Here is a 14,250-nt window from a genome sequence, read left to right on the forward strand (position 1 = left end):
AGGTCGATACGCTCCCAGGTAGTTCGCCGGTTCGGTATTTACCTGAAGTTAGCGCCGGCAGCGGTATCCTGCTGCGATGGAGCCGGGGGAGATCATCCCAGCGAGACGACGGCCTGCCTGGCTGGGCGCGGCCGCATTGTTGATCGCGAGCTGGATCGCGGTCGCAACGCTGTCGCTAAAGGTGCGTGCGGGCAGCGACGTGGTGGCCGTGGCCTTTCCGCCATGGTGGCGCGCCGAGCGCGCGCTGCTGGCCGCCGCATCCGCCGATGCGTCGATCGTTCGGATGACCGCGATCCCGGCCCTGCTGGTGGTGCGGCCTGACCGCAATGGAGGGCTGGGCCGGCTGTACGAGGCCGGCGCCTTGCTGACCATGGATCCGCAGGCGATCGCCGGCTGCTTCACGGCGGATGACGATCTGGGGGCTGGGGATGACCTTCGAAGGCGATGAAATGGCCGCGCTGCGCGAGACGGCCAGCAAGATCCTGCTCGTGGTGCTCTGGCTGCACGTTCCGATCGCGATCATCGTCGGCATCACGCTGCTCACCGACTGGCTGATGCCGGCCGGCTTCATGGTCGCGATGGCGCTGGCCGCGACGTTGTCGTGGCGCGTCTCGGGGAACGGCGTTTCAACCCGCCTGATCGTTGCTGTGGCCCTGATGGCCGGCGTGTCGATGCTGGTCTACCAGTTCGCGGGCCACCGCTGGCAGGTCGACATGCACATGTACTTCTTCGCCGCGCTGGCGTGCCTCGTCGCCTATTGCGACTATCGGCCGATCGTCGCCGGCACTTTGGCGGTTGCCCTGCACCACCTGACGCTGAATTTCATCCTGCCGGCCGCGATCTATCCCGGCGGCGCCGATTTCGGTCGCGTCGTTCTCCACGCCGTGATCCTGCTGATCGAGGCCGGCGTGTTGATCTGGCTCGCGCACACGCTTGCCGAACTGTTCAGGACGTCGGCGCAGAAGGCGGCGGAGGCCGAGGCCGCCGGTGCCGCCGAGGCGCGCGCCAACGCCGAGCGCATCGAGGCCGAACGCGCCAAGCACGATCGCGATGCCGCGCGGCGCGAGCTCGCCGCCGGCTTCGAGCGCAAGATCGGCGAGGTCGTCGAGGCCGTCGCGGTGGCGGCGAGCGCGATGCAGGACCTGTCGGCAACGATGAACGGCAGCAACGCGGAAACCATCCGCCAGGCCACCGCCGCCGCCTCCGCATCGACGCTGGCCTCGAGCAATGTGGAAACCGTCGCGTCCGCGACCGAGGAGCTGACGGCCTCGATCAACAACATCGCCGAGCAGGTGACGCGCTCGGCGCGGATCGCCGCCAAGGCCGCCGACGAGGCACGCCGCACCAACAGCGTCGTCGAAGGCCTTGCCGCCGGCACACAGAAGATCGGCGAGGTGGTGACGTTGATCCAGAGCATCGCCAGCCAGACCAATCTGCTCGCCCTGAACGCAACCATCGAAGCGGCGCGCGCCGGCGAGCATGGCCGCGGTTTCGCCGTGGTCGCAAGCGAGGTCAAGGCACTGGCCAACCAGACCGCCAAGGCGACCGAGGAGATTTCGGCCCAGATCCAGGACATCCAGAGCGCGACGGGTGCTGCCGTCAGCGCGATCGGCAGCATCGGCACCACGATCGCGGAGATCGACCACGTCTCCGGCGAGATCGCGGCCGCCGTCGATCAGCAGGGCGCGGCGACCCGCGAGATTTCCAGCAATCTGCAGCAGGCCGCCGATCGCACGCGGGACGTCAACAAGGGCATCCTCAACGTCAACCGCGCCTCAGAGCAGGCCGGCAGCTCGACCGCACAACTGCTCGATGCGGCCAACGGCCTGTCGTCGCAATCGGAGTGGCTGAAGACCGAGCTGGACCGCTTCCTGGCCTCGCTGCGGGCGGCGTGAAGCTGCGGACACCGACCGTCGCACGCTGGCTTGACCCGCGTGCCCATCGATTTTCAAGAAAGCTTTTCCGAGATGGATTGCCGGGTCAAGCCCGGCAATGACGACCCAGGAGCACCCAGCTCAAATCTTCTGATTATACTCGCCGACCTCGGGATGCGTGCGCAGCACGGCATCCATCGCCTCGAACATGTCGTGCATGCGTCGCTCGCTGACCGGGCTTTCCACCACGACCACGAGCTCCGGCTTGTTCGAGGACGCGCGCACCAGGCCCCAGCTGCCGTCCTCGACCGTGACGCGCACGCCATTGACGGTGACGAGGTCGCGGACGTTCTGGCCCGCGACCTTCCCGCCGTTCTGCTTCAGCGTCTCGAAGTGCTTCACGACAGCGTCGACGACGCCGTACTTCGCCTCGTCGGCGCAATGCGGCGACATGGTCGGCGACGACCAGGTCTTCGGCAGCGCGTTCTTCAGGTCGGCCATCGACTTGCCGGGCGCGCGGTCGAGCATTTCGCAGATCGCGATCGCCGACACCAGGCCGTCGTCATAACCGCGGCCGAACGGCTTGTTGAAGAAGAAGTGGCCCGACTTCTCGAAGCCGGCGAGCGCGCCCAGCTCATTGGTGCGGCGCTTCATGTAGGAATGGCCGGTCTTCCAGTAGACCGTCTTCGCGCCCTGCTTCCGCAAGACGGGATCGGTCACGAACAGCCCGGTCGACTTCACGTCGACGACGAACTGCGCGTTGGCATTGATCGCCGACATGTCGCGCGCCAGCATGACGCCGACCTTGTCGGCAAAGATCTCCTCGCCGGTGTTGTCGACCACGCCGCAGCGGTCGCCGTCGCCGTCGAAGCCGAGGCCGACATCGGCCTTGTGCGCCAGCACCGCATCGCGGATCGCGTGCAGCATCTCCATGTCTTCGGGGTTCGGATTGTATTTCGGGAAGGTGTGATCGAGCTCGGTGTCGAGCGGGATCACATCGCAACCGATCGCCTCCAGCACCTGCGGCGCGAACGCGCCCGCGGTGCCGTTGCCGCAGGCCGCGACGACCTTCAGCCTGCGCTTCAGCTTCGGCCGGCTGGTGAGGTCGGCGATGTAGCGCGCCGGATAATTCTCGTGGAATTGATAGGAGCCGCCGGCCGTGTTGTTGAATTCGGCGTTGAGCACGATTGCCTTCAGCCGCGACATCTCGTCAGGACCGAAGGTGAGCGGACGGTTGGCGCCCATCTTGACGCCGGTCCAGCCATTGTCGTTGTGCGAGGCGGTGACCATGGCGACGCAGGGCACGTCGAGATCGAACTGCGCGAAATAGGCCATCGGCGTCACCGCGAGCCCGATGTCATGCACCTTGCAGCCCGCCGCCATCAGCCCCGAGATCAGCGCGTATTTGATCGAGGCGGAATAGCCGCGGAAATCGTGACCGGTGACGATCTCCTGGCGGACGCCGAGCTCCGCGATCAGCGCGCCGAGCCCCATGCCCAGCGCCTGCACGCCCATCAGGTTGATTTCCTTGTTGAACAGCCAGCGCGCGTCGTACTCGCGAAACCCGGTCGGCTTCACCATCGGCTCGGATTCGAAGGCATAGGTGTTCGGAACCAGCGCGGATTTCGGCTTGGGAAACATGGTTCGGCCTTATGGTCGTATGCAGAAAAACATCGTCGCAGCCTTTAGCGAATGCGCGGGCCGGGCGAAAGCAGAGACTGGGGCTGGTGGCTAATAATTGCGCCAGATTTGGCGTCGGCCAATACTTGCACGCCGGCGCAATACGCCGCGCTGTTGCGCCCTACGCGCTGCTTGACCGCTAATCGCTCCGACCCAGCAGCGCGCCGAAATCGGCCACCGCAGCGAGCCGAACTGGCTGACGGCCAAGGCCGCCCCCGCCGACAGGCGGGCGTCCGGCGAAGACGATTTGCAAGCCGAACCGGAAGCGACACTTCCGCGCCATTGCGCAAGCCATCCTTCAAGCACTTGGCTTCAAACATCTAAAGCCAACCCAGCACTCTCCGCGAGGCGCGCCGCACGCGCTCGCCCGCAGATGCCCGCAATATCTGTAGGTGATGATCAATGCCTGATTACTTTCTGGTGCCGGTGGACCATCAGCCGGATTTCGATGACTACTCGCTCGTTCCCGTTGACCACGACCCGTTCGCCGCGGATGGCGTAACTCAACAGGCGCAGATTCAGCAGCCGCCGACACCGACTCAACCAGCGCAACCCCAGCCGCAGCAGCCTGCGACAGCAGCCGGTCAGCCCGGCGTCAACGGGCCGGCGACTGGCAACAGCCCCAGCGGATCGGGTGGCGTCGCTGGCATCAAGCGCTTTGGCGGCGCCGAAGGTGGCGACTTTCCGAGCCGCAATGCGGGGATCGGTTTCGAGAGCGCGGAGCGCGCATGGGACGCTGCCCGTAAGGAAATGATAGACCTTGGTGCCCAATATTACCCGGAAGAGACCAAGAGCAGGGGTTTTATCCCGGAACTGGGCGTGGAAATCATAAGCGCGGCGGACTATATTACTACGATCAGATAGCGCGCGGATTCCAAGACGGAGCGCTGGGCGGTGGTGTGGGGTTTGGCGACAGCGGTGCGGTGGCACGTCGGCACATGCACTGGGATGATCAGCACGAGATTGATGGAGATCTAGACAATGCGAAGGCTTATTCGCAGAAAACTCCGGATTATCGAGCGTGGGTTGGATCTTGGGATGGGAGCTATCTGTATTGGCTTCACGGCAAGCCAACGGGGTCGAGAATGCCTGATTGGAATCGATACAAATATTGAGTCATGCCGATGAAAATGTTCGTGCTCGCCGGAGCCTTATGCCTTCTGCTCGCCAATTCAACGGTATGCAAGGCAAACTCGGGCCCCTGGTGTAAGCCGGTGTCGTGACTTTGACTTTCAAAAATCAACAAGGCGGGGATCTTGCGAAGATCGAACTTCGCACCCTCAAGGCAGTTTGCGACCGAAACCTGGAAAAGAAGGGGTTTGGGGTAGGCTTGGAACGGTCGATGCGCATTGAACACAATGGGCAATGGATTGATGTGCCGAAAGAGTGTCTATCCGTTTTTCCTTTTGGGGAAGATGAGGTGTCGCTATCGGGTGACGATGCCGGCCTAGGCATAGCTATTACCGGGAAACCGACGGAGAGAGGCGAGCGTTGAAAAGTCTCGATATTCAAACACGGTGATGAAGTCTTTTGCGTTCAGGTCGTGCGCTGCCCGAATGTCGACGACCCGCCCGGCTATATCAGAGAGTGCAGTAAGGATTTACAGTGAGCACGGCGGGAGATCGGCGCGACGCTCTGCGAAAGCGCCTCAGGTCTGACGTTGCCCGCGAACGTCTGGCGCAAATGCCGCGCCGTCGCGAAGATCGACTCGACTACGCTCTCATTCCCAAAATGTGAACAAGCAGCGCACTGAATTCCCTCGCGGCGACTTGTGTGTCCGCCTTCCTCAGTTTCGGCGGAATTTCTGCCGTTCTGAGGAGACGATGCGCATCACGGAGGAAGACATCCAGCGGAAGACTTGGATAGGCTTTGATGCCAATCGGCCTTACTGCTCCAGCAACAATTTGCCGTTGGCATATTCGAAGCGCTTCAGCTTCGACAGGAAGGACAGGCCGAGCAGGTTTTCCGACAGCGCCTCGTCGGGCAGCACCAGGGCATCGACGTCGCGCACGGTGAGGCCGCCGATCTCGATCATGGCGATGCGGGCGCGCGCGGCCTTGATGGTGCCGTTGGCAGTGGTGACGCGCGAGGTGTAATCGCCCGGCACCGGACGCAGGCCGAAGCGTGCCGCGGACGTTTCGTTCAGGGCTACCACCGACGCGCCGGTGTCGACCATGAAGTTGATGCGCTGGCCGTCGATCCGGCCGTCGGTCGCGAAGTGACCGCGAGGATCGGGCGCAATACTGAGCGTGCGGGCGCTGGCCTGCGCCACCGTGACGGCTGGGGCCATGGTCTGCTTTGTGGTGGTCGCGGCGGCGGGCGACATCTTGCTGGCCATCTGAGCCATGAAGGTGCCCAGCCCGATCAGGATGGCCGCGAAAATCATCAGGTTACGCATGACACCATACTCGGAAAACCGAACACGCAATTTCACCACGCCGCCCGCCCCGCCGCGAGCGAGGGCGGCGGCACGAGCCTGCCATTTTGGCGAAAAGGATGAGCGAAGGGTTAATGCGAGCCCCAAGGGGCGGCCGAATGACGTCGGTCGCCCACGAGGGCCGCAATTTCCGGCCCTCAGGCCGTCTCTCAGGCCGTCCTGGCGACCGGGCTCGGCATCGCAACGCGCAGCGCGTAATAGACCGTGCCCGCGATCCCGACACCGAAGAACCAGCCATAGACCGCCCACCACGCCGGAAGGATTGAGGTGAAGTTCGGCAGCACCGACGAGAACAGCGCGCCGATGCCGGCGGCGATCAGCGCGCTGACGTTCCAGCCGTTCTGAAAGCGATATTCGCCGTTCTCCTGATACAGCGCCGGCACGTTCACACGGCCTTTGGCGATCAGGTAATAGTCGACCATCATGACGCCGAAGATCGGTCCCATCGTCGCGCCGATCAGCCCGACGAACGAGGCGGCGCTGCCCTCCCAGGGCGCGAACGGATACAGCGCCAGCGCGATCAGCGCCGCGATATAGCCGCCCTTTTTGAAGTCGATATGCCGCGGAAACACGTTCGAGAAATCGAACGCCGGCGAGACGAAATTGGCGACGACGTTGATGCCGAGCGTCGCCACCGCGAAGGTGACCGCCGCGAGCAGCGCCAGGAACCAGCTGTCGAACTTCGCCGAAATCTGGTCGGGATGCAGCAGCACCTCGTGATAGACGTTGAACGCCGCGATCGTGGTGACGCCGGCGACCAGCGAGAACAGGATCAGATTGACCGGCAGGCCCCAGATATTGCCCTTGCGCAGCGCGGCTGCATCGGGCGCATAGCGCGAGAAGTCGCAGAAGTTGAGATAGAGCGCGGCGAAATAGGTGATCCAGGTCGCGGCGACGGCGCACAGCGCCGGGAACGAGCCGGGCACGCCGGGTACGCCAGCCTCCTTGGTCTTCTCCAGCAGCACGTCCTGCGGGATCGGCGCGGTGAGCGAGATGCCGCCGGCCGCGATGCACAGATAGATCGCAAGGATCAGCATCATCAACCACACCGCAGGTCCCGCCCAGTCCTGGAAGCGCCGCACCGTTTCCATGCCGCGCTGGATGATCAGGAGCTGCAGCGCCCAGATCACGACGAAGCAGATCACCTCGAGCGTGGAATGGCCGAGCATATGGCTGGACTGGTGGAACGCCTTGAAGCTGTCGATGCGCGTCAGCAGCGCAACGATCGCGCCCGAGGCCGCCGCGGTCTGCGCCCCGTACCAGAAGCAGGCGACGACGGCGCGGACCAGCGCTGGAATGTTGGCGCCCCAGACCCCGAACGAGGCGCGCGCCAGCACCGGATAGGGCACGCCGGTCCTCACGCCGGCATTGCCGATCAGGCTCATCAGCACGAAGATCACCAGCGACCCGACGCCGATCGCGAGGATGAAATTGACGAAGCTGCCGCAGAGCAGGAACAGGCTGGCGGCGAGATAATAGCCCCACAGGCTATGCACGTCCGAGGTCCAGACGTTGAAGATGCTGAAGGCGCCCCAGTTGCGTTCCTTGGCCGGCGCCAAGTCTTCGTTGTACAGCGACGGCGATGCGTTCTTGATCTCCACGGTGACCTCCCCAAACTGCGAGCCCGTGATCCCATCCCAGCGCGCAAATCTAACCACCGTTTGCGGACGCTCGCCAGCGTTACGTCCCGGATGGTGCGGGTCTATGCCCGTCATTGCGAGCGAAGCGAAGCAATCCATCGTGCGGCATGCGCGGAACGATGGATTGCTTCGTCGCTATCGCTCCTCGCAATGACGGCGATGCATGAGATTCGCGACCCGTCACGTGCCGCGCGGTTTCACGCGCCTGGTCGGCATCGCGCTGGCGGGATCTTCCGGCCAGGGATGGCGCGGATAGCGGCCGCGCAGGTCGGAACGCACCGCAGCGTAACTGCCGCGCCAGAAGCCGGGCAGATCGCGCGTCACCTGCACCGGCCGCTGTGCCGGCGACAGCAGTTCCAGCACCAGCGGCACCGCGCCCTTGGCGATCGAGGGATGGGTGTTGAGCCCGAACAGCTCCTGCAGCCGCACCGCGATGGTCGGGCCCTGCTCGGCCTCGTAATCGATCGCGAGCTGCGTTCCGGTCGGCGCCTCGAAATGCGTCGGCGCCTCGCGATCGAGCCGCGCGCGCAATTCCCACGGCAGCAACGCCATCAGCGCGTCCGACAGGTCGCCGGCGGACAGGTCCTTCAGCGCGGTCTTGTCGTAGAGCGCCGGCACCAGCCAGTCGTCGGCACGCGCGGCGAGCGCGGTGTCGGACAGATCGGGCCAGCTCTCGTCCTCGGCCTTGCGCAGGAACATGACACGGTCGCGCCATTGCTTGGAGTGCTTCGACCACGGCAACCGGTCGAGCCCGGCCGCGATGAGCCCGTCGGCGAAGACGCGCGCGGTCTCGGCCGAGGGCGACAGCGACATCGGTGCTTCCGACAGCGTGATCGCGTGCAGCGAACGCCGGCGCCGCGCGCGCAGCGCCATCGCGCCGCGGTCGAACGTCACCTCTTCCACGTTCTCGACCTGGTCGGCGAAACGCTGCTCGATCTCCTCCTGGGTGATCGGCGCCGCCAGCAGGATGCGGCCGCTCGCCGCCGTGCCGGTCAATTCGGCAACCGCGATATAAGGCAGCCGCGCCAGCGCCGCGGTCTGCTCGACGGCGGCGCCGCGGCCGTTGGCCAGCACGAAGCTGCCATTGCCGCGGTTCCTGGCGACCCGATCCGGGAATGCGAAGGCCAGCATGACGCCGATGGAGAGATCTTTCGCTTCGCCGACCGCCGACTTCACCTGCGCGGCCCAGCGCGCCGCCATGCTGCGGGCGCTCGATGCGCGCTGCGAACGGTCGCGGCGGAACTGGTCGAGCCTGACGTCGAGATCGACACTGTCGCCGCCGAGCCCGCGCTCGGTCAGAACCGCGGCGATCTCGGCCGCCTCCTCGCCCATACCGAAGCGGGCGGAATCCACGATCATGCGCGCCAGCCGCGGCGGCAGCGCCAGCGCGCGCAGGCTCTGCCCTTCCTCTGTAATGCGGCCATCACCGTCGAGCGCCCCGAGCTCCGACAGCAGCGATCTGGCTTCCTTCAGCGCCGGTCCCGGCGGTGGATCGAGGAAGGCAAGGCCCGCGGGATCGCTGACGCCCCATTGCGCGAGGTCGAGCACCAGCGAGGACAGATCGGCGGAGAGGATTTCGGGCGCGGTGTAGGCCGGCAGCGACGCGGTCTGCGGCTCGTCCCAGAGCCGGTAGCAGACGCCGGGCTCGATGCGGCCGGCGCGGCCGCGCCGCTGATCGACCGCGGCGCGCGACGCCCGCACGGTCTCGAGCCGCGTCAATGCAATGTCTGGCTCGTAGCGCGGCACCCGCGCAAGGCCAGAGTCCACCACAATGCGGACGCCCTCGATGGTCAGCGAGGTCTCGGCGATCGAGGTCGCCAGCACCACCTTGCGGGTGCCCTTCGGCGCCGGCGCGATGGCGCGATCCTGCACGCTGGCATCGAGCGCGCCGAACAGCGGCACGATCTCGACAGAGGCGTCGTGCACACGCTCAGTGAGGAAGGTCTGGGTGCGGCGGATCTCGGCGGCGCCCGGCAGGAAGGCAAGCACCGAGCCGGCATCGGCACGCAGCGCGGTCGCGATCGTCTCGGCCATCTGCCGCTCCAGCGGCGCGTCGACCTTGCGGCCGACGTAACGGGTCTCGACCGGAAAGGCGCGCCCCTCACTTTCGACCACCGGCGCGTCGCCGAGCAGTTTTCCGACGCGTGCGCCGTCGAGCGTTGCCGACATCACGAGGATCCGCAGGTCCTCGCGCAGGCCGGTCTGCGCGTCGCGCGCCAGCGCCAGCCCGAGATCGGCATCGAGCGAGCGCTCGTGGAATTCGTCGAACAGCACCGCGGCGACGCCGTTGAGCTCGGGATCGTCGAGGATCTGGCGCGAGAAGATGCCTTCGGTGACGACCTCGATCCGCGTCGCGCGCGACACCTTCGAGCCGAAGCGCACGCGATAGCCGACGGTCTCGCCGGCACGCTCGCCGAGCGTCTTCGCCATCCGCTCCGCGCTGGCGCGCGCGGCGATGCGGCGCGGCTCCAGCACGATGATCTTCTTGCCCCTCGCCCAGGGTGCATCGAGCAACGCCAACGGCACGCGCGTGGTCTTGCCGGCACCCGGCGGCGCCACCAGCACCGCGGCGTTGCGGCCCTCGAGCGTGCGATCGAGCTCATCGAGCACGGCGTCGATCGGCAGCGGATTATCGAATTGGCGCGGCAAGGACTTTCATCATCGCAGCGGCGCTCGGGCCGGTGCGTCCCATGGTTAACAAACGGTCTCTTCTCTTGGATTCCACGGCCTCTTAGACCATTCGCCGGCTACGGGAAACCCGCGGAAAGATCCGGTTTGGTGGCACACCATTTGTATCAATAAAGGAGAAAGCAACCGATCGGGCCGATGATAGGCACGATCACGCCGGAACGAGACAAAGATGACCACGAACGGCACAGCCGCTGCGACAGATCGTTCCGCCCCAGGCGCGAGCGGACGCGTCGACTGGGTCGACTATGCCAAGGGCATCTGCATCATCATGGTCGTGATGATGCATTCGGTGCTGGGGGTCGAGAAGGCCGCCGACCAGACCGGCTTCATGCACTACGTCGTGATGTTCGCGAAGCCGTTCCGGATGCCGGACTTCTTCCTGATCTCGGGCCTGTTCCTGTCGGTCGTGATCGATCGCGACTGGCGCACCTATCTCGACCGCAAGGTGATGCACTTCGCCTATTTCTACGTGCTCTGGGTGACGATCCAGTTCGGCTTCAAGGCGCCGTCGCTGGCCGCCGAGACCGGTTGGGCCCAGGTTGGGCTGCAATACCTCGAGTCCTTCATCGAGCCGTTCGGCACGCTGTGGTTCATCTATCTGCTGCCGATCTTCTTCGTCGTCGCCAAGCTCGCGCGCAACGTCCACCCGCTCGTGATCTGGCTGATCGCGGCAGCGCTGGAGACCGCGCATGTCGCGACCGGCTGGACCGTGATCGACGAGTTCTGCTCCCGCTTCGTCTACTTCTACACCGGCTATGTCCTCGCCGATTACGTGTTCGCGCTCTCGGACCGCGCGCGGGCACGGCCTGCGCTTGCCCTGCTCGGGCTTGGGCTCTGGGCGCTGATCAATGGCGGCCTGGTTGCGCTCGAGGTGAGCGAATGGCCGGTCGTCTCGCTGGCACTCGGCTTTGCCGGCGCCTGCGCGATCATCGTGACCGGCACGCTGCTGACGCGCGCGCACTGGCTCGGCTTCCTGCGCTTCTGCGGCGAGCATTCGATCGTGATCTATCTCGCTTTCTTCCTGCCGATGGCTGCATCACGCACCCTTTTGCTGCGCTTCGGCGTCATCCACGACATCGGCCTGATCTCGCTGATCGTGACCGCGGTCGGCGTCGCCGGCTCGCTCGTGATCTGGCGGCTGGCGCTGGCGGCGCGGGCCAATTTCCTGTTCGAACGGCCCGATGCGTTCTGGATTGCCCCGAAAAAGGCGGCGCCCTCGCTGCAGGCGGCCGAATAAGCCCCGACAGTGCCAGAAGTCATAACAGCCGGATTCGTTCCGACGGCGGGAATCCGGCCGCTCGAATTTTCCTCGCATTGAAATTATTGGCTTTTTGGTCCCGAATGTTTCGTAGTCGGGCCGGCGACGAAACAATTCTCCCGTTCACGAAACCATTTTCCGCTTTTCGCGCAGACATCCGGAAACGGGCCGTAACTAACAATTCTCCCAACGAACCGCCGCCCAACGGCGAACTGGGAGCCTGTCATGCCGAACGTCATCGCCATCAACTCTGCAGCCACGAAGCATATCGACGCTGCTCGCGCGACCTCGGATGAAACGCTGCTCGCGCGTATCGCCAAGAATAACCGCACCTCGATGCACACGCTCTATTCCCGTCATAACGTCCGGGTTTACCGCTTCGTGCTCCGCATGGTGCGCGACACCACGATGGCCGAGGACCTGGTGAGCCAGGTGTTCCTGGACGTCTGGCGCACCGCGGCCCAATTCGAGGGCCGCTCGCAGGTCTCGACCTGGCTGCTCTCGATCGCCCGCTTCAAGGCGCTGACCGCGCTACGCCAGCGCAAGCATGAGGACATCGACCAGGACGACGTGCTGGAGATCGCCGACGGCGCCGACACGCCGGAAACCTCGCTCGATCGCGCCACCACCAGCGAGATCCTCCGCGCCTGCGTGGCCAAGCTGTCGCCGGCTCACCGCGAGATCATCAATCTGGTCTACTACCATGAGAAGTCGGTCGAGGAGGCCGGGCAGATCATCGGGATCCCGCAGAGCACGGTGAAGACCCGCATGTTCTATGCCCGCAAGCAGCTCGCCGACCTCCTGCGGGGTGCCGGCGTGGATAGCGTCGCCGCATAAAAGACTGCAAATTCAATATCTTAAAGGGAAATCACGCGACCCGGGCAATTGTCCACGAAGCCGAAAAATTCAGGCGACGAAACAATTGAAACAATCGACGACATCACCCGGAAAAACGCGACCTCTATACCTATATCCAACGACGCAACCCCAACTCCAATCCACTGAACCGATTTCGATACCTCTTCGTTCTAACCTCCCAAGTAGCCTCCAACGACCCGGCCGGGATGCCCCCCAGCCGGGTCGCTCTGTATTTGGCGCGACGTCGTGAAGCCGAGTGCACCTCGCCTCACACAGACGTGACGCGGCCCGCGACCGGCCCGCCGTAACGGCCAAACCGTCCTCGCGAAGAACATCAGGCGTACCCGGCACGGCCCTCTGGCGCGCCGGGGCTCTGATGGACGGATGACGATGCTCAGCCTTGCCCTTGCCCTGCTTGCCGGTGTCGCCACCGTCGCCGCCCCTTGCACCCTGCCGGTGCTGCCGATCCTGCTCGGGGTATCGATAGGCCAGACCGGCAAGGCGCGGCCCGCGATGATCGCGCTCGGTTTCGTGATGTCATTCTCTGCGGTGGCATTGCTGCTGAGCGCGATCACGCGCGCCTTCGATTTCGATCCGAACGTGCTGCGGACCGGCGCGGCCGTGCTGCTCGCGGGCTTCGGCCTCCTGATGATCTGGCCGGCGCCGTTCGAATGGCTGTCGATCCGGCTCACCGGCGCTACCAAAGCGTTTTCGAGCGAAGTGGATACCGGTTCGCGTCAAGAAAACACGTCCAAACAAGGGGGCAGCCTCGGTCATGCCGCGCCGTCGCAAAGCCTGTTCGGCGGCTTCGTGCTCGGCTCTACGCTCGGCCTGGTGTGGACGCCGTGCGCCGGCCCCGTGCTCGGCTCGATCCTGACCATCGTCGCGACCTCGAAGGACACCGCGTGGGCGAGCCTGCAGCTCGTCACCTACGCGATCGGCGCCGCGATCCCGATGCTTGCGATTGCCTATGGCGGACAGGCCGTCACCACGCGCGCGCGCAGCATGGCGCGGATCGCGCCGCGCCTGCAGCAGGGCTTCGGCGTCGTGATCGTCGCATTCGCCGCGCTGTCCTACCTGCAATACGACACGCTGATCGTGGCGTGGCTGACCCAGTTCTATCCCAACGGCCAGATCGGCCTGTAAGCCCAAAGGAGATATCGATGTCCCTGCGCTTGATTGCCGTATCCGCTCTGGTTACGGGCCTTGGCCTCGGCGGCGCCGTCATTCCCGGCCTCTGCACCGAGTCAGACGCGCCGGCACAGCCGGTGCCGCGGGCGATCGCCATGACGACCGGACAGAGCCAGACCGCGCCCGAAATCGTCGGCATCAGCAACTGGTTCAATTCGCAGCCACTGAAGCTCGCCGACCTGCGCGGCAAGGTCGTGCTGGTGGATTTCTGGACCTATGGCTGCGTCAACTGCGTCAACACGCTGCCGCACGTCACCCAGCTCTATTCGAAGTACCGGGATCGCGGCCTCGTCGTGATCGGGGTCCACACGCCGGAATTCCCGTTCGAGCATTCGGCCTCCAACGTGCAGGCGGCGCTGAAGCGGCACGGCATCCTCTATCCGGTGGCGCAGGACAACAATTCGCAGACCTGGAACGCCTACCGCAACCAGTATTGGCCGGCGCAATACGTGATCGACCAGAACGGCAAGATCGTGTTCCAGCACGCCGGCGAGGGACAGTACGACGAGATCGACCGCACCGTCGCGCGGCTGCTCAATGCCAACAGCTAAAGCCTGATGAAATCAGGTTGAGCTGGAACGGCGTCGAAAGCTCACCTCTCCCCGACGGGAAGAGGTGAAC

Annotated in this window: 12 protein-coding genes; 8 read left to right on the forward strand and 4 right to left on the reverse strand. The window is 64.9% G+C overall.

Annotation, left to right across the window (positions count from 1 at the left end):
* Positions 1-136 precede the first annotated feature (136 nt).
* Entirely contained in the window at positions 137-448 is a 312-nt protein-coding gene (locus tag ACVMIH_RS24900) for a hypothetical protein (protein WP_245311643.1), read from the forward strand.
* The gene (locus tag ACVMIH_RS24905) at positions 429-1,895 is read left to right on the forward strand and encodes a methyl-accepting chemotaxis protein (RefSeq protein ID WP_456863716.1); all 1,467 of its coding nucleotides are present in this window, start codon (positions 429-431) and stop codon (positions 1,893-1,895) included. The genes ACVMIH_RS24900 and ACVMIH_RS24905 overlap by 20 nt, the downstream gene beginning before the upstream one ends.
* 120 nt (positions 1,896-2,015) lie before the next feature.
* On the opposite strand, the gene ACVMIH_RS24910 is transcribed toward ACVMIH_RS24905, so the two are convergent.
* The gene (locus ACVMIH_RS24910; RefSeq protein WP_456863719.1) at positions 2,016-3,515 is read right to left on the reverse strand and encodes a phosphomannomutase/phosphoglucomutase; all 1,500 of its coding nucleotides are present in this window, start codon (positions 3,513-3,515) and stop codon (positions 2,016-2,018) included.
* 441 nt (positions 3,516-3,956) lie between these two features.
* Here ACVMIH_RS24910 and ACVMIH_RS24915 point away from each other — a divergent pair, with 441 nt between their 5' ends.
* Both ACVMIH_RS24915 and ACVMIH_RS24920 read left to right on the forward strand, forming a co-directional pair.
* Positions 3,957-4,418 (forward strand): hypothetical protein, encoded by a 462-nt coding sequence (locus tag ACVMIH_RS24915; protein WP_456863722.1) that lies wholly within the window; start codon positions 3,957-3,959, stop codon positions 4,416-4,418.
* 355 nt (positions 4,419-4,773) lie between these two features.
* Positions 4,774-5,049 carry a hypothetical protein gene (locus ACVMIH_RS24920; RefSeq protein ID WP_253588641.1) on the forward strand — a complete coding sequence of 92 codons (276 nt, stop codon included), beginning with the start codon at positions 4,774-4,776 and terminating at the stop codon, positions 5,047-5,049.
* A 390-nt stretch (positions 5,050-5,439) separates the two neighbouring features.
* Here ACVMIH_RS24920 and ACVMIH_RS24925 read toward each other — a convergent pair whose 3' ends face one another.
* The 3 genes from ACVMIH_RS24925 to hrpB form a co-directional block, all read right to left on the reverse strand.
* A complete protein-coding gene (locus tag ACVMIH_RS24925) occupies positions 5,440-5,940 on the reverse strand; it encodes a TIGR02281 family clan AA aspartic protease (protein ID WP_076834957.1) in 501 nt (166 codons plus the stop codon).
* Between the two features lie 200 nt (positions 5,941-6,140).
* A complete protein-coding gene (locus ACVMIH_RS24930; RefSeq protein WP_456863725.1) occupies positions 6,141-7,592 on the reverse strand; it encodes an NCS1 family nucleobase:cation symporter-1 in 1,452 nt (483 codons plus the stop codon).
* Positions 7,593-7,811: 219 nt separating this feature from the next.
* Positions 7,812-10,280 carry an ATP-dependent helicase HrpB gene (gene hrpB / locus ACVMIH_RS24935; RefSeq protein WP_456863728.1) on the reverse strand — a complete coding sequence of 823 codons (2,469 nt, stop codon included), beginning with the start codon at positions 10,278-10,280 and terminating at the stop codon, positions 7,812-7,814.
* A gap of 211 nt (positions 10,281-10,491) precedes the next feature.
* Here hrpB and ACVMIH_RS24940 point away from each other — a divergent pair, with 211 nt between their 5' ends.
* From ACVMIH_RS24940 to ACVMIH_RS24955, 4 genes are all read left to right on the forward strand, one after another.
* Entirely contained in the window at positions 10,492-11,559 is a 1,068-nt protein-coding gene (locus ACVMIH_RS24940; protein WP_057018989.1) for an acyltransferase family protein, read from the forward strand.
* A gap of 246 nt (positions 11,560-11,805) precedes the next feature.
* Positions 11,806-12,417: a sigma-70 family RNA polymerase sigma factor gene (locus ACVMIH_RS24945; RefSeq protein WP_057018990.1), complete on the forward strand. Its 612-nt coding sequence runs from the start codon at positions 11,806-11,808 to the stop codon at positions 12,415-12,417.
* A 411-nt stretch (positions 12,418-12,828) separates the two neighbouring features.
* Positions 12,829-13,584, forward strand: coding sequence for a cytochrome c biogenesis CcdA family protein (locus ACVMIH_RS24950; protein WP_456866551.1), 756 nt, complete (start codon positions 12,829-12,831; stop codon positions 13,582-13,584).
* 17 nt (positions 13,585-13,601) lie between these two features.
* Positions 13,602-14,180, forward strand: coding sequence for a thioredoxin family protein (locus tag ACVMIH_RS24955; RefSeq protein WP_310881109.1), 579 nt, complete (start codon positions 13,602-13,604; stop codon positions 14,178-14,180).
* Positions 14,181-14,250: the final 70 nt, after the last annotated feature.

It is taken from the genome of Bradyrhizobium sp. USDA 4503 (assembly GCF_054055815.1).